The organism is Streptomyces sp. Z26, from assembly GCF_003665095.1.
GTDB lineage: Bacteria > Actinomycetota > Actinomycetes > Streptomycetales > Streptomycetaceae > Streptomyces > Streptomyces phytohabitans.
This window is the reverse complement of sequence record NZ_RCHV01000002.1, coordinates 5996264-6015070: the sequence shown is the minus strand read 5'-3', so window position 1 is coordinate 6015070 and position 18807 is coordinate 5996264. Positions and strand designations below refer to the sequence as shown.

Annotated in this window: 12 protein-coding genes; 11 read left to right on the top strand and 1 reads right to left on the bottom strand. The window is 73.6% G+C overall.

Annotated elements, in window-relative coordinates; translation table 11 throughout:
- Positions 1-234: 234 nt before the first annotated feature.
- Positions 235-588, bottom strand: a complete 354-nt coding sequence (locus D7M15_RS25995) for an MmcQ/YjbR family DNA-binding protein (protein ID WP_240649495.1) — start codon at positions 586-588, stop codon at positions 235-237.
- A gap of 266 nt (positions 589-854) precedes the next feature.
- Here D7M15_RS25995 and D7M15_RS25990 point away from each other — a divergent pair, with 266 nt between their 5' ends.
- From D7M15_RS25990 to meaB, 11 genes are all read left to right on the top strand, one after another.
- The gene (locus D7M15_RS25990) at positions 855-1817 is read left to right on the top strand and encodes a MaoC/PaaZ C-terminal domain-containing protein (RefSeq protein WP_121519717.1); all 963 of its coding nucleotides are present in this window, start codon (positions 855-857) and stop codon (positions 1815-1817) included.
- 150 nt (positions 1818-1967) lie between these two features.
- Complete coding sequence (locus D7M15_RS25985; protein ID WP_121519716.1) at positions 1968-3329, top strand: MFS transporter; 1362 nt, start codon at positions 1968-1970, stop codon at positions 3327-3329.
- Complete coding sequence (locus tag D7M15_RS25980) at positions 3326-4333, top strand: MaoC family dehydratase (protein ID WP_121519715.1); 1008 nt, start codon at positions 3326-3328, stop codon at positions 4331-4333. The genes D7M15_RS25985 and D7M15_RS25980 overlap by 4 nt, the downstream gene beginning before the upstream one ends.
- A 119-nt stretch (positions 4334-4452) precedes the next feature.
- Complete coding sequence (locus tag D7M15_RS25975) at positions 4453-6174, top strand: thiamine pyrophosphate-binding protein (protein ID WP_121519714.1); 1722 nt, start codon at positions 4453-4455, stop codon at positions 6172-6174.
- Complete coding sequence (locus tag D7M15_RS25970) at positions 6171-7385, top strand: CoA transferase (RefSeq protein ID WP_121519713.1); 1215 nt, start codon at positions 6171-6173, stop codon at positions 7383-7385. The genes D7M15_RS25975 and D7M15_RS25970 overlap by 4 nt, the downstream gene beginning before the upstream one ends.
- A 3-nt stretch (positions 7386-7388) precedes the next feature.
- A complete protein-coding gene (locus D7M15_RS25965; protein WP_240649494.1) occupies positions 7389-8105 on the top strand; it encodes a GntR family transcriptional regulator in 717 nt (238 codons plus the stop codon).
- A complete protein-coding gene (locus D7M15_RS25960) occupies positions 8102-9553 on the top strand; it encodes an FGGY family carbohydrate kinase (protein WP_121519712.1) in 1452 nt (483 codons plus the stop codon). The genes D7M15_RS25965 and D7M15_RS25960 overlap by 4 nt, the downstream gene beginning before the upstream one ends.
- Positions 9554-9878: 325 nt before the next feature.
- On the top strand, positions 9879-13262 hold the full coding sequence (locus D7M15_RS25955) for a pyruvate carboxylase (protein WP_121519711.1): 3384 nt from the start codon (positions 9879-9881) through the stop codon (positions 13260-13262).
- Between the two features lie 243 nt (positions 13263-13505).
- Positions 13506-15395: a methylmalonyl-CoA mutase small subunit gene (gene mutA / locus D7M15_RS25950; RefSeq protein WP_121519710.1), complete on the top strand. Its 1890-nt coding sequence runs from the start codon at positions 13506-13508 to the stop codon at positions 15393-15395.
- Positions 15395-17632, top strand: a complete 2238-nt coding sequence (scpA, locus tag D7M15_RS25945) for a methylmalonyl-CoA mutase (RefSeq protein ID WP_121519709.1) — start codon at positions 15395-15397, stop codon at positions 17630-17632. Before mutA ends, scpA begins: the two co-directional genes overlap by 1 nt.
- 13 nt (positions 17633-17645) lie before the next feature.
- Positions 17646-18704 carry a methylmalonyl Co-A mutase-associated GTPase MeaB gene (gene meaB / locus D7M15_RS25940; protein WP_121519708.1) on the top strand — a complete coding sequence of 353 codons (1059 nt, stop codon included), beginning with the start codon at positions 17646-17648 and terminating at the stop codon, positions 18702-18704.
- Positions 18705-18807 lie beyond the last annotated feature (103 nt).

Sequence of the window (18807 nt, the reverse complement as noted above, 5' to 3'; positions counted from 1 at the left end):
CGGCGCAATGCGCCCGCGAGCGAGCGCCGCGTCGAGGAACGTCGGCACCGGATAGGAGCGCCCGGAGGCGAGCCGAGCGCGCAACAGCGAGCGAGCCGAAGGACGCGCCGGTGCCGAAAGCGACGAGACCAAGGGAGCGAGGCACGAGCGAGCGCCGCGTCGAGGAACGTCGGCACCGGGTACGAGCGCCCGGAGGCGAGCCGAGCGCGAGAAAGAGGCGATGCGGACCGGGCCTCAGGCGCGGTCCGCGTCGCCGTACGTGTCCGTGAGGCGTGGTGGGGCCGCCTGGCGCCACGAGTCCAGGACGATGTCCCGGAGTTCGGCCAGATCCTCCAGCGCGGCCAGCCGTACGCGCACCCAGTGCGAGCCCGCCTCGTGGCGCGGCACCCAGAACTTCTCCGGTTCCGCCGCGATCAGTTCGCCCCGTTCGAGCTTGGGGCAGCGGACGGCGAACGACGTCTCGTCGTCGGGCATCGTCACGAACATCTTCCCGGCGGCGCGGAAGGTGGGCATGCCCCAGGCGAGCACCTCCGTCGTCTCCGGGAGGGCGAGGGCGGCGCGGCGTACGTCGGCGGGACCGGCAGTCATGACCGGCATCCTAGGACGCCCCACCGACACCCCCGCCCGTACCGCTGACCGCTGACGCCTCCCCGCCCCGCGCGTGCTCCCGCGCCTCCGCGGCGGCGGCCCGCCGCACCCTCAGACTGTCACCCTCCGGGTTCACGCGAGCACGCTCCGATGTCGGATTTTCCCCGGCGCGCGGCCATTGACAGGCGCGAATCCGTGAACCTAGCGTAAAGACTAGTCGTCTAGACATTTCTTAGCCCTCTCGGGCTTCCCACACGGAGGTGACGATGAAGTCGCAGACGTCGCAGCTGAAGGAGGCTCGCTACGAGCTGGTCGAGATCCCCGAACCGATGGGCCCGGTCTCCGTGACCGTGGACCGCCGCAAGGTGCTCGACCACGCCTTCAGCGAGGACGACCACGGGTCGTGGTACTTCCGGGACTCGCCCTTCGGCGGACCCGTGGGCCACCCCCTCGTCCTCGCCAACGACCTGCTGTTCCTCTTCTACGAGAAGTACGACGGCAACACCGCGCAGGGCCTGCACACGCACGAGCGCCTGACCTTCCACTCCCCCGTACGGGTCGGCGAGACGGTCACGGTCGAGGGCGGCTACACGGAGAAGTACGAGCGCCGCGGCCAGGGTTACGTGGTGCTGGAGGCCGAGGCGCGCGGCGAGGACGGGCGGCTGCTCGTACGGCACTCCGGCAAGGAGATCATGCGGACGGTCGCCGGGGAGGTGACCGGCCGGAACCGCACCGCGGGCGAGGAACGGTCACGCACGGTGGTCGGTACGTACGACGCGTCCCTGCCGGTGCTGGAACGGGCGCGGCTCGACGCCCCGGCGCGCAGCCCGCTGCCGCGGCGTACGACGGCCTTCTCCCAGGACCAGATGTCGGTCTTCTCGTGGGCCGGGCGCGGCTACGCCAACGTGCACACCGACCGCGACAAGGCCGCCGCCTCCGGGCTCGACCGCACGATCGTGCAGGCGCAGCAGCAGACCGGCTTCCTCATCTCGAACCTGGTGGACGTGTTCGGCGCCCCGTTCTTCACGTCCGGCGAGCTGGACCTGCGGTTCGTCTCCCCGGCGTTCGTGGACGAGGAGTTGACGACCGGCGGGGCCGTCGTCGGCGCCGACGGCGACCGGCTGGAGCTGGAGGTCTGGGTGGACAAGGCCGACGGGACGCGTACGGCGCTCGGCTGGGCCTCCGCCGAGGTCGACGGCTCGGCGCAGCGCCCCTTCCCCCTGCTCTGACCCGCCGCCCGCGCCGACCCGCCCCCGCTCCCCCACGTCCCCACCGGACCCGTACGCCCCACGCCCGTACGCCCCCACGCCCGCCGCACCCGCAGCACCCGTCCCCCCAACTCCCCATCCGCTCCCCGAGGTCGACAACGGAGTCATCCCATGGCCCATCCAGCCACCGCACCACCCGCATCCGAACAGGAACGCACCGCGCTCGCCCGGCGCGCCGCCGTGGCCAGCCTCGTCGGCACCGCCGTCGAGTGGTACGACTACTTCATCTTCGGCACCGCGTCGGCCCTGGTGTTCGGTGACCTCTTCTTCCCCAACGAGGACGACCCGATCATCGGGACCCTGTCGGCGTTCGCCGTCTTCGGCGTCGGCTTCTTCGCCCGGCCCGTGGGCGGTGTCGTCTTCGGTCACTTCGGTGACAAGTTCGGGCGCAAGGCGGCGCTCGTCACCACGCTCATGCTGATGGGCGGCTCCACGTTCCTCATCGGACTGCTGCCCACCACCGAGCAGATCGGCGTCCTGGCGCCCGTGCTGCTGGTGTTGCTGCGGCTGATCCAGGGCTTCGGGGTGGGCGGCGAGTGGGGTGGCGCCTCGCTGGTCGCGGTGGAGTACGCACCGGCCGACAAGCGTGGCGCGTACGGCAGCTTCCCGCAGATCGGGAACGCGGTCGGGCTCGTGATGTCGACGGGGATCTTCGCCGCCGTGTCGACGCTGCCGGACGACCAGTTGGAGAGCTGGGGCTGGCGGCTGCCGTTCCTGCTGAGCGCCGTGCTGATCGCCGTCGGCCTGTTCATCCGCTTCAAGCTTACCGAGACCCCCACCTTCCAGGCCGCGCAGGAGGAGTTGGAGGCGAGCGGCGCCGCGGAGGAGGAGCGGATGCCGGTCGCGGAGCTGTTCCGGCGGTTCAAGCGGCCGCTGCTGCTGGCGATGGGCATGCGCCTGGGCGAGGCCGTCTTCGGCTACATCATCCTGACGATCGGCCTGACGTTCGCGGAGAACTACACCGACATCTCCCGTACGCACGTGCTCGTCGCGAGCAGCGTCGCGGCCGCCGCGGCCATCTTCACGTACTACTACTTCGGCCGCCTGTCCGACCGGATCGGCCGCCGCACCGTCTTCATCATCGGCTCGGTCGTCGGCATCGTCGTCACGTTCCCCTTCTTCTGGATCCTCGACGCGGACGCCGTGCTGCTGACGTACGTCGTCTACACCGTGGCGTACGCGATAGGCGTCGGCGCCCTCTACGGCGTCGAACCGGCCTTCTTCGCGGAGCTGTTCAGCACGAAGGTCCGCTACACCGGCCTGTCCCTGGCGGCACAGCTGCCGAGCGTCCTGATCGGCCTGTGGCCGCTCGCGTCGACCGCGCTGCTGGCGGCGACCGACGGGGACCCGTGGCCGATCGCCCTGATCACCGTGCTGGCCCTGCTCGTCGGGCTCGTGAGCGCGGTCAAGGCGCCCGAGACCAACAGGGTCGACATGAACCGTGTCGGCGACCCGATCGAGGAGAAGCGATGACGGAACCGTCCCCCCGGCCCTGGCGGGACCTCACCGACCCGCGCCGCGCCGCCGGTACGGAGGACCTCGAAGCGGGTCTGAAGGAACCGGAGTTCGAGAACCTGGAGATCCCCGAGGACCTGGGCACCGTGCCGGTCGTCATCGACGACCACAAGATCAAGCGGTACGCGTTCACGCACGACGACCACTCCCCGTGGCACCTCAGCGGGAGCCCGTTCGGCGGGCGGCGCGTGGGACACGCGGCGCTGCTGGGCAACGACCTCGTGCAGCTGTTCACGCGGGTCTACGCGGCCAGCCGGGTCGTCGGCTACCACACCGAGGAGCAGATGTGGTTCGACAGCCCGGCGGTGCTCGACGAGACGGTCACGCTGCACGGCACGTACACCGAGGCGTACACGCGCCGCGGTGAGGGCTACGTCGTCATGGAGGCCACGGCGACCGGCGCGGACGGCCGGAGCGTCGTACGCCACCGGGGCGTGGAGATCCTCAAGACGAACCCCGGCGCCATCGGCGGTCGCGGCTCGGCGGCGCCCGAGCGGCGCGTGACCGGCGAGGTACCGGCGGACGCCCGGACCGTGGCGGCGCTGGGGCCGGACGTACGCCCCGGGGACGTGCTCGCGCCGCTGCGCAAGACGGTGACGGCGGAGCAGGCGGCGGTGTTCAGCCGCGTCGGGGAGTACGTGCGGAACATCCACAACGACATCGGGGTGGCCCGCGCGGGCGGGCTGGCGGTGCCGATCGTGCAGGGGCAGCAGCAGTTCGGCGTGCTCGCGCAACTGCTGACCCTGCGGTCGGGACCGACGTTCCTCACGTCGGGGTGGCTGCGGGTGAAGTTCCTCGCCCCGCTGGACGTCTTCGACCCGATCACCTGCACCGGCGTCGTCACCTCGGTGACGCCGGTCGACGGCGGCCTCCGCGTGGAGCTGGAGGTCTGGGTGCGGCGCGACGCCGACAGCCGCCTGATCACGGCCGGTTGGGCCGCCGTGACCGTACCCGCGGCCTGACCCCGAGCGACCGACCGTACGCGCGCACGCCCCGCGCCCGTACACCCCACGCCCGTACACGGCAGACCCACGGACCCCGGACCGGGGCCCGCACCGACACAGAAAGCGCACCCCAGCTGATGAGCACTCCCAGGACCGGCGGCCAGGTCGTCGTCGACATGCTGACCTCCCTCGGCGTCGAGTACGTCTTCGGCGTCGTCGGCGGGCAGACCCTCGCCATCACCGACGCGATCATCGACACCCCCGGCATCCGGCTCGTGCACACCCGGCACGAGAACGCCGCGGCCGTGATGATGGACGCGTACGGCCGCCTCACCGGCAAGCCCGCCGCCTGCATCTCCACCACCGGGCCGGGCGCGACCAACCTCCTCACCGGGGTCGGCGGCGCGTACCGCGACTCCAGCCCCGGCTTCGTGATCACCTGCAACAACAACGGCGAGAACATCCACAAGGACGACGCGCAGAACGCCGACCACGTCGAACTGGTCAAGCCGCTCGTCAAGTTCTCCCGGCTGGTGGCGCACGGCTCGTCCATCAAGCAGGCCATGGAGGAGGCGTACGTCAACGCCCTCACCGGCAACCCCGGCCCCGTCCACCTCGACTTCGCCCGCGACACCATAGAGGGGTACGTCGAGGACCCGCCGGAGGTGCCCGCCGTGCACCCCAGCCGTGGCTGGGTCACCGAGCGGCCGTCCGCGAGCCCCGTCGCCCTGGCGCGGGTCGCGGAACGGGTGCTGCGCGCCGAACGGCCCGTCGTCTGGCTCGGCAACGGCGGCAACCGGGCACGCGGCGCCGACGACGTCCTCGCGCTGGCCGAGGCGCTGGGCGTGCCGGTGGTCACGACGTTCAACGGGATCGGCTCGGTGCCGACGACGCACCCGCTGGTGTACGGGGCGGTGACCCGGATGGGTACGGCGCTCGCCGGTGACGTGCTCGGCGACGCGGACCTCGTACTGGCCCTCGGCAACAGCCTCAACGCCGTGTCCACCACCCGGTGGCGGCGGGCGCTCCCCGAGATCGTGCAGGTGGACGTCGACCCGGCGATGATCGGCCGCTACTACTCCGAGATCACCGACGGCGTCGTCGCCGACCTCGGCTCGTTCGCCCGCGACCTGGTCACCGCCACCGCCGGGCGGGCGGCCGACGCGAAGGCCGGTCGGGCGGAGTGGCTGGCGTCGCTGGACACGGCGCGCGGCGCCTGGTGGGAGGGGTCCGCCGTGGCGGACGCCGAGGCGGAGGGGCCGCTGTCGCCCGCCGACATCGTCCGTACGCTGCGGGAGGTGGCCCCGGAGGACACCCTGCTGATCCCGGACGCGGGCAACCCCGGCGTCTGGTCGTTCCTCTGGGAGGTGCGGCGCCCGTACAGCTACATCAAGCCCGTCGGCTTCGGGAACATGGGCTTCGCGCTGCCCTCCGCCATCGCCGCGTCGCTGATCGACCCGGACCGGCCGGTGCTGGCGCTGATCGGGGACGGGTCGCTCGGCATGAGCCTCGGTGAGATCGAGACGCTGGCGCGCGTCGGCGGCAACGTCTGCGTCGTCGTGCTCAACGACTCCAGCTACGGCAACATCCGCCAGGAGCAGGAGCTGCACTTCGACGGGCGGACCACCGGCGTCGACTTCGGGACGGTGGACTTCGGCATGGTCGCCCGCGCGATGGGCGTGGACGGCGAGGTCGTCACCGGCCTGGGCGCGCTGCGCAAGCGCGTCGCGGAGGCGTTCGCGGCGGGCGGCCCGGTGGTGCTGGACGTGCCGATCGACCGGGACGTGAACGCGTGGACGTTCCCGTCGTTCGTGGCGCCCAAGCAGCGGGCGGACGCAGAGGAGATGGAGGAGGCATGACCGGTACGACACCGGGCGCGGCCCGGGGGCCGGCGCCGCTGGACGGCGTGAAGGTGCTGGACCTGTCGCGTTTCATCGCCGGTCCGCTGTGCGCGCAGATCCTGGCGGACTTCGGCGCGGAGGTCGTCAAGATCGAACGCCCCGACGGCGAGGACTCCCGGCACCACGGCCCGTACCACCGGGACGAGAGCATCTACATGTTCCTCTACCACCGGAACAAGTACGACGCCTCGCTGGACACCCGGCACCCCGAGGCGCTCGGCATCCTGGAGCGGCTGGTGGAGTGGGCGGACGTCGTCGTCGAGAACTACCGCCCCGGCACCATCGAGCGGATGGGCATCGGCTACGAGCGGATGAAGGAGCTGAACCCGGACATCGTCCTGGTGTCCGTCTCCGGCTTCGGGCAGACCGGCCCGGACTCGCGCCGCGCGCTGTTCGACGCGATCTCGCAGGCGTCGTCGGGCCTGATGGACATGACCGGCGAGCCCGGCGGCAAGCCCACTCTCAGCGGCACGTACATCGCGGACTACACCACCGGCTACCAGGCCGCGATCGGCGCGCTCACCGCGATCCTGCACCGGGAACGCACCGGGGAGGGGCAGTTGGTGGACGTCGCGTCGTTCGACACGATGTTCTCCGCGCTCGGCGTCCGCCTCATGTCGGAGCTGATGCTCGGTCAGGGCATGCCCCGCAGCGGGTCGCGCGACCTGCTGACGGCGCCGGTCAACGTGTACGAGGCGGCCGACGGCCCCGTCTACGTACAGGCGGGCACCGCCTCCCTGTTCCCGAGGCTGTGCGCGGTGATGGGCCGCCAGGACCTGGCCGACGACCCGCGGTTCGCGACCGTGGAGGGGCGGATGGAGCACCAGGACTTCCTGGAGGGCGAGATCGGCGCGTGGGCGGCGGGCCTGCCCACGGCGGAGATCGCGCGGCTGCTGGACGACGCGGGCGTGCCGTACGCGAAGGTCGCCACCGTCGCGGAGGTCGCCGCGTCCGAGCAGATCGCCGCCCGCGGCATGATCGTGGAGGCGGACCACCCCGAACTCGGTACCATCCGGATGCCCGGCAATCCGATCAGGATGGAGAAGACCCCGCCCGTGGTCCGCAAGGCACCCCCGCGGGTCGGTGAGGACAACACCTACGTCTACCAGGGCGTCCTGGGGCTGTCCGCGCGGGAAGTGGACCGCCTTCGCGAGTCAGGAGCGATCTGAAGCATGCCGCGCGCACCCCGCTACCAGGTGATCTACGACGACCTGGTCTCGCAGATCCGTACCGGCGCACTGGGCCGGGCCGAGCGGCTGCCCGGCGAGACGGACCTCGCCAAGCAGTACGCGGTCAGCCGCATGACGGTGCGTCAGGCACTGGACCTGCTGGAGTCGGAGGGCCTGGTCGTACGGCTCCAGGGGAACGGCACGTTCGTCAGCGACCACACGGAGCGCGGGCGGCGCCTCAACCGCCTGCGCTCCTTCGCGGACGAGATCGCCGACACCGGCGGCACCGCCTCGTCCCGTACGGTCGCGTGCGGGACGGCGCCCGCGCCGCCCGAGGCGGCGGCGGCGTTCGGCGGCGCGGAGGGCGACACGGCGAACCGGCTGACCCGCGTGCGGCTGATCGGCGGGGCGCCCGCCGCGCTCCAGGACGCGTGGGTGCCGTACGCCGTCGCGCCGTCGCTCTGCCGCGAACCGCTCGTGGACGACTCCCTCTACCGCACGCTCACCCAGCGCTTCGGCGTCCAACTGCGCCACGCCGACCAGTCGATGGCGGCGGCCCTGCTCGACGCCGAACAGGCCGACCTGCTGGGCGTCCCGCCGGGCGGGCCGGTGCTGGAGGTGCGGCGCACGACGTACGGCGAGAGGGGCGAGGTCGTCGAGTTCACGACCAGCTGGACCCTGCCCGACTTCCCCTTCCTGATGCGGATCGACGCCGAATGAGCGCGGCCGGGACGGACCCGCACGTCATCGCGGTCGACGTGGGCACCTCCGCCGTACGCGCCGCCGCCGTGGACACCACCGGGCGGGTGCGCGCGCAGCGGCGCATCCCCCGCGCCTCCGGCGTCGGCGGCGACACCTTCGACGCGGCGGCCCTGGCCGAGGACGTACGGGCCGCGCTGGCCGGGGTCTCCGGCGGTACGGCGCCCACGGCGCTGGCCGTCGCCGCGCACATCGGCACCGTCGCGGTGGACGCCGGGCTGCGGCCCGTCGGGCCCGGCGGCGGCTGGTCCGACACCCGGGGCGTGCCGCAGCTGGCGGCGCTGGGCCCGGCGGCCGTCGACCGGCTGCTGCGGGCGGCGGGCCGCCCGAGCCCGGCGGGGGGCGCGCTCGCGTTCCTGCTGGCGCCGGGGACGGCGGAGCTGACGGGCGTACGGGCCGTGCTGTCACCGAAGGACTTCCTCGTCGCGCGGCTCACCGGCCGCCTCACCTCGGACACGATCAGCGCCGCGTACACCCTGGCGTCCGACGTGCGGCGCCGCGCCTGGAACCGCGAACTCCTCGACGCCGCGGGCGTGGACGCGGCGCTGCTGCCGCCGCAGTCGGAGCCCGCGGAGGTGGTGGGCGCGCTCACCGCCGAGGCCGCCGCGGCGACCGGGCTGCCCGCCGGGCTGCCGGTGGTGTCCGGCGGCCCGGACGGTTCCGTCGGCATCGGCCTGCTGCTGGGCACGGCCGAGGACGTCGTCGCGGACGTCGCGGGCACCACCGACGTGCTGGGGCGGCTGCTGCCCGACCCGGGCGCGCTGCCGGACGGCGCGGTGCTCAACCCGTCCGTACTGCCGGGCCGGTTCGTCGCGGGCGGCGCCACGGGGCTCACCGGCGGGGCCGTCGCGCACTGGCGGACGCTGGTCGGCGCCGTGGACGACGACCGGCTGGCCGCCGTACCGCCGGGCGCGGACGGACTGACCGTACTGCCGGGCATGACCGGCACGCGGTTCCCCGACTGGCGGCCCGACGCGCGCGGCGCGGTCCTCGGGCAGCACCCCGGGCACGGCGCGGCGCACCTGCTGCGGGCGGCGCAGGAGGCGGCGGCGTTCACGGCGCGGGACGCGCTGGACCGGCTGGACCCGACGGGCGCGCTGCCCGTCGCGTTCGCCGGGGGCTCCTCGCGCAGCGCGCACGCGACGCGGCTGCGGGCGGAGGCGGTGGGGCGGCGGCTGCTGGTGTCGCCGCAGCCGGACGTGACGCTGCTCGGCGCGGCGGCCCTGGCGTTCCTCGGTACGGGCGTGGCCACGGACCCGGACGCGCTGCGGGCCCGGCTGGTCGGCGCGGCGCGCACCGTCGAGCCGGACGCGGCGCGCGCCGCCGCGTACACGCGGCTGCACGCGCGCTGGCGGGCGCTGCGGGACGCCGTCGACGCGGCCCACGCGGCGGCCGGGCCCGCGGGCTGAGCCGCCCGCCCGCCTCCCCCGTCCCCCGCGCCCCGCCCGTACGGCACTCCCGTACCGGCGGGGCGCGCGACGTGACCGGTACGTACTGTGACCGGGCTCTCCTGGCGGACCGCCGTCCGGAACGGCATGCTGTCGCTCAACAATCGATCGATCAGTCCCGCCCGCCCGGACAGCGCGGTCCGGAGGGCGGCCCGGCGGAGGACCCGCGCCGGACGTCCGGCGGCGGCCACAGGCCGTTGCGCCGGGCACCAGCCGGTACGCAGCACAGCAGCAGACATCGGACAGCAGGGCAGCAGTCGCGGCTCGTCAGGAGAAGTCAGCTCGTATGTTCTCGAAGGTCTTGGTCGCAAACCGCGGCGAAATCGCCATCCGCGCCTTCCGCGCGTCCTACGAACTGGGCGCGGGCACCGTCGCCGTGTACCCGCACGAGGACCGGAACTCGCCCCACCGCCTCAAGGCCGACGAGGCGTACCGCATCGGCGCGCCCGGCCACCCCGTACGCGCCTACCTGTCCGTGGAGGAGGTGATCGGCGCGGCCCGCCGCGCCGGTGCCGACGCCGTCTACCCCGGCTACGGCTTCCTGTCCGAGAACCCGGAACTGGCCGCCGCCTGCGCCGCCGAGGGCATCACGTTCGTCGGCCCGCCGACCGAGGTGCTCCAGCTGACCGGCGACAAGGCGCGCGCCATCGCCGCCGCCAGGGCCGCCGGACTGCCCGTGCTGGACTCCAGCGCGCCCTCCCGCGACGTGGACGAACTCGTCGCGGCGGCCGAGTCGATGGTGTTCCCCGTCTTCGTGAAGGCCGTCGCGGGCGGCGGCGGGCGCGGCATGCGGCGCGTCGCGGAACCGGCGCAGCTGCGGGAGTCGATCGAGGCGGCGGCGCGCGAGGCGGAGTCCGCGTTCGGCGATCCGACGGTCTTCCTGGAGCAGGCCGTGGTCGACCCGCGGCACATCGAGGTGCAGATCCTCGCCGACACCCACGGCAACGTGATCCACCTCTACGAGCGCGACTGCAGCGTCCAGCGCCGCCACCAGAAGGTCGTCGAACTCGCGCCGGCGCCGAACCTCGACCCGGAGCTGCGCGAGCGGATCTGCGCGGACGCCGTACGGTTCGCCAAGGAGATCGGCTACACCTGCGCGGGCACCGTCGAGTTCCTCGTGGACACCCGCGGCAACCACGTCTTCATCGAGATGAACCCGCGCATCCAGGTCGAGCACACCGTGACCGAGGAGGTCACCGACGTCGACCTGGTGCAGTCCCAACTCCGCGTCGCCGCAGGGGAGTCGCTGGACGACCTCGGTCTGAGCCAGGAGCGGATCGTGCTGCGCGGCTCGGCGCTCCAGTGCCGCATCACCACCGAGGACCCCGCGAACGGCTTCCGGCCCGACACCGGCCGCATCACCGCGTACCGATCGCCGGGCGGCGCGGGCGTACGCCTCGACGGCGGGACGAACCTCGGCGCCGAGGTCGCCGCGCACTTCGACTCGATGCTCGTCAAACTCACCTGCCGGGGGCGGGACTTCGACACCGCCGTGGCGCGGGCGCGGCGCGCCGTCACCGAGTTCCGCATCCGCGGCGTGGCGACGAACATCCCGTTCCTCCAAGCGCTGCTGGACGAGCCGGAGTTCCGCGCCGGGCGCGTCACCACGTCGTTCATCGAGCAGCACCCCGGGATGCTGACCCGGCGCGGCTCGGCGGACCGCGGCACGCGCATCCTGGAGTACCTGGCGGACGTCACCGTCAACAAGCCGCACGGCGAACGCCCCGCCACCGTCCCGCCGTTCGAGAAGCTGCCCGCGGGCGGCCTCGACGGGCCCGTGCCCGACGGCTCGCGGCAGCGGCTGCTCGCGCTCGGCCCGGAGGGCTTCGCCGCGGACCTGCGGTCGCGCGCCGCGCTGGGCGTCACCGACACGACGTTCCGCGACGCGCACCAGTCGCTGCTGGCGACCCGGGTGCGGACGAAGGACCTGCTGGAGGTCGCGGGCCATGTCGCGCGCACCACACCGGAGTTGCTGTCGGTGGAGGCGTGGGGCGGGGCGACGTACGACGTGGCGCTGCGCTTCCTGTACGAGGACCCGTGGGAGCGGCTGGCGGCGCTCCGCGAGGCGATCCCCAACATCTGTCTCCAGATGCTGCTGCGCGGCCGCAACACGGTGGGCTACACGCCGTACCCGGAGCAGGTGACGCGGGCGTTCGTGCAGGAGGCCGCGGACACCGGCATCGACATCTTCCGGATCTTCGACGCGCTGAACAACGTCGACCAGATGCGCCCGGCCATCGACGCCGTACGGGAGACGGGCACGGCCGTCGCCGAGGTCGCCATGAGCTACACCGGCGACCTGTCGGACCCGAACGAGCGGCTCTACACGCTGGACTACTACCTGCGGCTGGCCGAGCGGATGGTCGAGGCGGGCGCGCACGTGCTCGCCGTGAAGGACATGGCCGGGCTGCTGCGGGCGCCCGCCGCGCGGACCCTCGTCGGGGCGCTGCGCCGGGAGTTCGCGCTCCCCGTCCACCTGCACACGCACGACACCCCCGGCGGGCAGCTCGCCTCGTACCTGGCGGGCTGGGAGGCGGGCGCGGACGCCGTCGACGGCGCCTCGGCCGCGCTGGCGGGCACCACCAGCCAGCCCGCGCTCTCCGCGATCGTGGCCGCCGCCGCGCACACCGAGCGGGACACGGGCCTGAGCCTGGACGCGGTGTGCGACCTGGAGCCGTACTGGGAGGCCGTACGGCGCGTCTACGCCCCCTTCGAGTCGGGGCTGCCCGCGCCGACGGGCCGGGTGTACGAGCACGAGATCCCCGGCGGGCAGCTGTCCAACCTGCGGCAGCAGGCCATCGCGCTGGGCCTCGGCGACCGCTTCGAGGACATCGAGGCGGCGTACGCGGGCGCCGACCGGCTGCTGGGCCGCCTGGTGAAGGTCACGCCCAGCTCGAAGGTGGTCGGGGACCTGGCGCTGGCGCTGGTCGGCGCCGGGGTGTCCACCGCCGACTTCGCGGCCGACCCGGCGCGCTTCGACATCCCCGGTTCCGTGATCGGCTTCCTGCGCGGCGAGTTGGGCGACCCGCCCGGCGGCTGGCCGGAGCCGCTGCGCAGCCGGGCGCTGAGCGGGCGGGCCGCGGCGCCGGAGGTGAAGGAGCTGACCGACGACGAGCGGAAGCGGCTGGAGGGCTCGTCCGCGGAGCGGCAGTCCACCCTGAACACGCTGCTCTTCCCGGGCCCCGCCAAGGACTTCGCCGAGCACCGCGAGCGGCACGGCGACACCGCGCCGCTCTCCAGCGACCTGTTCTTCTACGGGCTGCGCCACGGCGAGGAGCACAACGTCACGCTGGCGCCCGGCGTGCAGCTGCTGATCGGCCTGGAGGCCATCTCGGAGCCCGACGAGCGCGGCATGCGCACCGTCATGTGCATCCTCAACGGCCAGCTGCGGCCCGTACAGGTGCGGGACCGCGCCGTCGCCAGCGAGGTGCCGGTGGCGGAGAAGGCCGACCGGAACGACGCGGGGCACGTCCCGGCGCCGTTCGCGGGCGTCGTCACGCTCGCCGTCGAGGAGGGCACGGACGTCGAGGCGGGTGACACCGTCGGCACCATCGAGGCGATGAAGATGGAGGCGGCGATCACCGCGCCGAGGAGCGGCACCGTACGGCGTACGGCCATCGCGCCCGTGGCCCAGGTGGAGGGCGGCGACCTGCTGCTGGTCCTCGGCTGAACGCGCGCGGGCCGTACCCGCCGTACGGCCCGCGCCACGGCTCCCCGGCGCCCGTCCGCTCCCGAGCGGGCGGGCGCCGCCGCGCGTACCGGCGTCTCACGGACCGGACACTCCCGGGGGCCGGTTGTACGGGCGTGACCTGCGGCGAGTACGTCTAGTGGGACACCTAGTAAGCCGCGAGGAGGCCAATGTCACGCCCTTGCGGGCACGACTGGCGTCGCACGCTTCCCCTAACCTGCTCCCATGACGGTCCTGCCCGACGACGGGCTATCCCTCGCCGCCGACTTCCCGGACGCGTCGCGTGAGCAGTGGCAGCGCCTCGTCGAAGGCGTGCTCCGCAAGACGGGTGCCACTCCTGACTCCGGGGACGCGGCAGAGGACGCCCTGGCCACACCACTTCAGGACGGCCTGGCCACCCGTCCGCTGTACACCGCCGAGGACGTCCGCGTCGACGCCGGACTCCCCGGCGCCGCCCCGTTCGTACGCGGCGGACGCCCCGAGGGCAACGCGCTCTCCGGCTGGGAGGTGCGCCAGCGGCACACCGGCACCGACCCCCGGCAGGTCAACGAGGCGATGCTGGCCGACCTGGAGAGCGGCGTCTCGGCGCTGTGGCTCACCGTCGGCGACGGCGGCGTCCCCGTGTCCGCGCTCGCGGCGGCGCTCGACGGCGTGTACCTCGACCTGGCGCCCGTGGTCCTCGACGCGGGCGCGGACTTCGCCCCCGCCGCCCGCGCGCTGTTCGACGTGTTCACGGCGCGGGAGGTGCCCCGTTCCGCGGCCCTCGCCTCGCTCGGCGCCGACCCGCTCGGCCTGGTCGCCCGTACGGGCTCCACCGACGGCCTCGACACCCGGCTCGGCGAGGCGGCCGAGCTGGCCGCCGTGTGCCACCGCGACTACCCGGGCGTACGGGCGGTCACCGTGGACGCCCTGCCGTACCACGAGGCGGGCGGCTCGCCCGCGCAGGAGCTGGGCTGCTCGCTGGCCACCGGCGTCGCGTACCTGCGGGCGCTGACCGCCGCCGGGGTCGACGCCGAAGCGGCGTGCGCGCAGCTGGAGTTCCGGTACGCGGCCACCGCCGACCAGTTCCTCACCATCGCGAAGCTGCGCGCGGCGCGGCGCCTGTGGGCGCGCGTGGCGCAGGTGTGCGGCGTGGAGTCCGCGGCGGCGGCGCAGCGGCAGCACGCGGTGACGTCGTCGGTGATGATGACGCGGCGCGACCCGTGGGTGAACATGCTGCGCACGACCGTCGCCTGCCTGGGCGCGGGCGTGGGCGGCGCGGACGCCGTGACGGTGCTGCCGTTCGACGACGCGCTGGGCCTGCCGGACGCGTTCTCGCGCCGTATCGCGCGGAACACCTCCGCGATCCTCGTCGAGGAGTCGCACCTGGCGCGGGTCATCGACCCGGCGGGCGGCTCCTGGTACGTGGAGCGGCTGACGGACGAGCTGGCGCACGCCGCCTGGGAGTGGTTCCAGGAGATCGAGCGGGCGGGCGGCCAGGCCGCGGCGCTCGGCTCGGGTCTGCTGCGCGACCGGATCGCCGCGACGTGGGAGGCGCGGCGGGAGGACCTCGCCCGCCGCCGTGAACCCGTCACCGGCGTCAGCGAGTTCCCGATCCTGGACCAGGCCCCGGTGGAACGCGCGCCGCGCCCGGCGCCCACCACGACGGGCGGCCTGCCCCGGGTCCGGCGCGACGAGGCGTACGAGGAGCTGCGGGCCCGTTCCGACGCGCACCTCGCGGAGACCGGCGCCCGGCCGAAGGTGTTCCTGGCGGCGCTCGGCCCGGCCGCGGCGCACACCGCGCGCGCGGGCTTCGCCGCGAACCTGCTCCGCGCGGGCGGCATCGAGCCCGTGCACGACCCGGAGACGGTCGACGCGGAGACCGTGGCGGACGCGTTCACGCGCAGCGGCGCGACCGTGGCCTGCCTGTGCTCGGGCGACGCGCTCTACGCCGAGCAGGCCGAGGCCGTCGCGGCGGCCCTGGTCGGGGCGGGCGCGCGGCGCGTGCTGCTCGCGGGGAAGCCGCGGGAGCACCGCGAGGCGTGGCAGCGGGCCGGTGTCGACGAGTACATCCACGTGGGCAGTGACGCGGTCGCCGTCCTCGCGTCCGTCCTCGACCGCATGGGAGTGGCGTAATGCAGGGCGACACACGACGGCCGGGCGCCGTACCGGACTTCACGGACGTGCCGCTGACCCCCGAGGGCGCCGCCCCGGCGGCCCCGACCACCGGGGAGTGGCGGGCGGCCATCCAGGAGCGGACCGGCAAGAGCGCCGCCGACCTGGGCTGGGAGACGCCCGAGGGCATCGAGGTCAAGCCGCTGTACACGGCGGAGGACACCGCGGGCCTGGACTTCCTGGGCACCTACCCGGGCGTCGCGCCGTACCTGCGCGGCCCGTACCCGACGATGTACGTCAACCAGCCGTGGACCGTCCGGCAGTACGCGGGCTTCTCCACCGCCGAGGAGTCCAACGCCTTCTACCGGCGCAACCTCGCCGCCGGTCAGAAGGGCCTGTCGGTCGCCTTCGACCTGCCGACGCACCGCGGCTACGACAGCGACCACCCGCGCGTCACGGGCGACGTGGGCATGGCGGGCGTCGCGATCGACTCGATCTACGACATGCGGCAGCTGTTCGACGGCATCCCGCTGGACCGCATGAGCGTGTCGATGACGATGAACGGCGCGGTGCTGCCCATCCTCGCGCTGTACATCGTGGCGGCCGAGGAGCAGGGCGTGCCGCCCGAGAAGCTGGCCGGGACCATCCAGAACGACATCCTCAAGGAGTTCATGGTCCGCAACACGTACATCTACCCGCCGCAGCCGTCGATGCGGATCATCTCGGACATCTTCGCGTACGCCTCGCAGAAGATGCCGAAGTACAACTCGATCTCCATCTCCGGCTACCACATCCAGGAGGCCGGGGCCACGGCCGACCTGGAGCTCGCGTACACGCTGGCGGACGGCGTGGAGTACCTGCGGGCGGGGCTCGACGCGGGCCTGGACGTGGACGCGTTCGCGCCGCGGCTGTCGTTCTTCTGGGCGATCGGCATGAACTTCTTCATGGAGGTCGCCAAGCTCCGCGCGGGCCGCCTGCTGTGGGCGAAGCTGGTCAGCCAGTTCGAGCCGAAGAACGCCAAGTCGCTGTCCCTGCGCACCCACAGCCAGACCTCCGGCTGGTCGCTGACGGCGCAGGACGTCTACAACAACGTGACCCGTACGTGCGTCGAGGCGATGGCCGCCACGCAGGGGCACACGCAGTCGCTGCACACCAACGCGCTGGACGAGGCGCTGGCGCTGCCCACCGACTTCTCCGCGCGCATCGCGCGCAACACGCAGCTGCTGCTCCAGCAGGAGTCCGGCACCTGCCGGGTCATCGACCCGTGGGGCGGCAGCGCGTACGTGGAGCGGCTGACGCACGACCTGGCGCGCCGCGCCTGGCAGCACATCGAGGAGGTCGAGGCGGCGGGCGGCATGGCCAAGGCCATCGACGCGGGCATCCCGAAGCTCCGCGTGGAGGAGGCGGCGGCGCGTACGCAGGCCCGTATCGACTCGGGACGGCAGCCGGTCATCGGCGTCAACAAGTACCGCGTGGAGAGCGACGAGCAGATCGACGTCCGCTCCGTCGACAACTCCGCGGTGCGCGCCGAGCAGATCGAGAAGCTGCGGCGGCTGCGCGCGGAGCGCGACGAGTCCGCCTGCCAGGACGCGCTGCGCGCCCTGACCGCGGCGGCCTCCGAGGGCCACCGCTCGGGCGGCGGCCTGGAGGGCAACCTGCTGGCGCTCGCGGTGGACGCGGCGCGGGCGATGGCCACCGTGGGCGAGATCTCGGACGCGCTGGAGAAGTCGTACGGGCGGCACGCGGGGCAGATCCGTACGATCACCGGCGTGTACCGGGAGGAGGCCGGGATGTCCCCGGGGGTGGAGCGCACACGGCGCCTCGTGGAGGAGTTCGAGGAGGCGGAGGGCCGACGCCCGCGCATCCTCGTCGCGAAGATGGGCCAGGACGGGCACGACCGCGGCCAGAAGGTGATCGCCTCGGCCTTCGCGGACCTGGGCTTCGACGTGGACGTCGGCCCGCTGTTCCAGACGCCCGGCGAGGTCGCCCGGCAGGCCGTCGAGGCAGACGTGCACGTGGTGGGCGTCTCGTCGCTCGCCGCCGGGCACCTCACGCTCGTACCGGCGCTGCGCGAGGAGCTGGCCGAGGCGGGGCGGGCGGACATCCGTATCGTCGTCGGCGGCGTCATCCCGCCGCAGGACGTCGACGCGCTGTACGCGGCGGGCGCCGCCGCGGTGTTCCCGCCCGGCACGGTCATCCCGGACGCGGCGTACGAGCTGCTGGGGCAGTTGTCCGACGCGCTCGGGCACGGGCAGTGAGCCGCTGACACCGATGGCAGCGGAGACGACGGAGGGAGCGGCCGCGTCGGCGGAGGCGGCGGCCGCAGGAGCCACGAGGACGGCGAGGGCACCGAAGATCGACATCGAGAGCTACGCGCGGGGGGTGCTGTCCGGGTCCCGCGCCCACATCGCGCGCGCGATCACCCTGGTCGAGTCCACCCGCGACACGCACCGGGAGTTGGCGCAGCGGCTGCTCGTCGAACTGCTGCCGCACAGCGGGCGGGCCCGCCGGGTCGGCATCAGCGGTGTGCCGGGCGTCGGCAAGTCGACGTTCATCGACGCGCTGGGCACCCTGCTGACGGGGCTCGGGTACAAGGTGGCGGTACTGGCCGTCGACCCGTCCTCCAGCCGTACCGGCGGCTCCATCCTCGGCGACAAGACGCGGATGGAGCGGCTGGCGGTGGACCCGAACGCGTTCGTCCGGCCGTCGCCGACGTCCGGCACGCTGGGCGGGGTCGCGCGGGCGACGCGGGAGACCATCGTGGTGATGGAGGCGGCGGGGTACGACGTCGTGCTGGTGGAGACCGTCGGCGTCGGCCAGTCCGAGACGACGGTGGCCAACATGGTCGACTCGTTCCTGCTGCTCACCCTGGCCCGTACGGGCGACCAGCTCCAGGGCATCAAGAAGGGCGTGCTGGAGCTGGCGGACGTCATCGCGGTCAACAAGGCCGACGGCCCGCACGAGCGGGAGGCCAAGTCCGCGGGCCGCGAACTGGCGGGCGCGCTGCGGCTGTTGCAGGCGCAGGACGAGGCGTGGACGCCACCGGTCCTCACGTGCAGCGCCCGCGAGGGCAGCGGCCTGGACAAGGTGTGGGAGCGGCTGGAGGCGCACCGCGAACTGCTGGACGCCCGGGGCCTGTTGCAGGCCAAGCGGCGCGACCAGCAGGTGGACTGGACGTGGGCGACCGTACGCGACCAGCTGCTCGCCCGGCTGCGGGAGCACCCCGACGTACGGTCCCTCGCACCGGAGTTGGAGCGGCAGGTGCGGGACGGCACGTCCACTCCGACGCTGGCGGCGGAACGGATCATCGAGGCGTTCCGCAAGGGCTGAACGGCGCGCGGGCCGGCGCGGCGGTGCGGTGTGCCGTACGCCGACCGGCCCGCGTGACCGAACAGTTGTCTTGAACGGCCTGACAGTCGCACCATGTCGGGAA

What these genes read in the sequence shown, in the direction of transcription:
- D7M15_RS25995 (WP_240649495.1), bottom strand. Translation starts at nt 588, where the DNA reads ATGACTGCCGGTCCCGCCGACGTACGCCGCGCCGCCCTCGCCCTCCCG.
- D7M15_RS25990 (WP_121519717.1), top strand. Translation starts at nt 855, where the DNA reads ATGAAGTCGCAGACGTCGCAGCTGAAGGAGGCTCGCTACGAGCTGGTC.
- D7M15_RS25985 (WP_121519716.1), top strand. Translation starts at nt 1,968, where the DNA reads ATGGCCCATCCAGCCACCGCACCACCCGCATCCGAACAGGAACGCACC.
- D7M15_RS25980 (WP_121519715.1), top strand. Translation starts at nt 3,326, where the DNA reads ATGACGGAACCGTCCCCCCGGCCCTGGCGGGACCTCACCGACCCGCGC.
- D7M15_RS25975 (WP_121519714.1), top strand. Translation starts at nt 4,453, where the DNA reads ATGAGCACTCCCAGGACCGGCGGCCAGGTCGTCGTCGACATGCTGACC.
- D7M15_RS25970 (WP_121519713.1), top strand. Translation starts at nt 6,171, where the DNA reads ATGACCGGTACGACACCGGGCGCGGCCCGGGGGCCGGCGCCGCTGGAC.
- D7M15_RS25965 (WP_240649494.1), top strand. Translation starts at nt 7,389, where the DNA reads ATGCCGCGCGCACCCCGCTACCAGGTGATCTACGACGACCTGGTCTCG.
- D7M15_RS25960 (WP_121519712.1), top strand. Translation starts at nt 8,102, where the DNA reads ATGAGCGCGGCCGGGACGGACCCGCACGTCATCGCGGTCGACGTGGGC.
- D7M15_RS25955 (WP_121519711.1), top strand. Translation starts at nt 9,879, where the DNA reads ATGTTCTCGAAGGTCTTGGTCGCAAACCGCGGCGAAATCGCCATCCGC.
- mutA (WP_121519710.1), top strand. Translation starts at nt 13,506, where the DNA reads ATGACGGTCCTGCCCGACGACGGGCTATCCCTCGCCGCCGACTTCCCG.
- scpA (WP_121519709.1), top strand. Translation starts at nt 15,395, where the DNA reads ATGCAGGGCGACACACGACGGCCGGGCGCCGTACCGGACTTCACGGAC.
- meaB (WP_121519708.1), top strand. Translation starts at nt 17,646, where the DNA reads ATGGCAGCGGAGACGACGGAGGGAGCGGCCGCGTCGGCGGAGGCGGCG.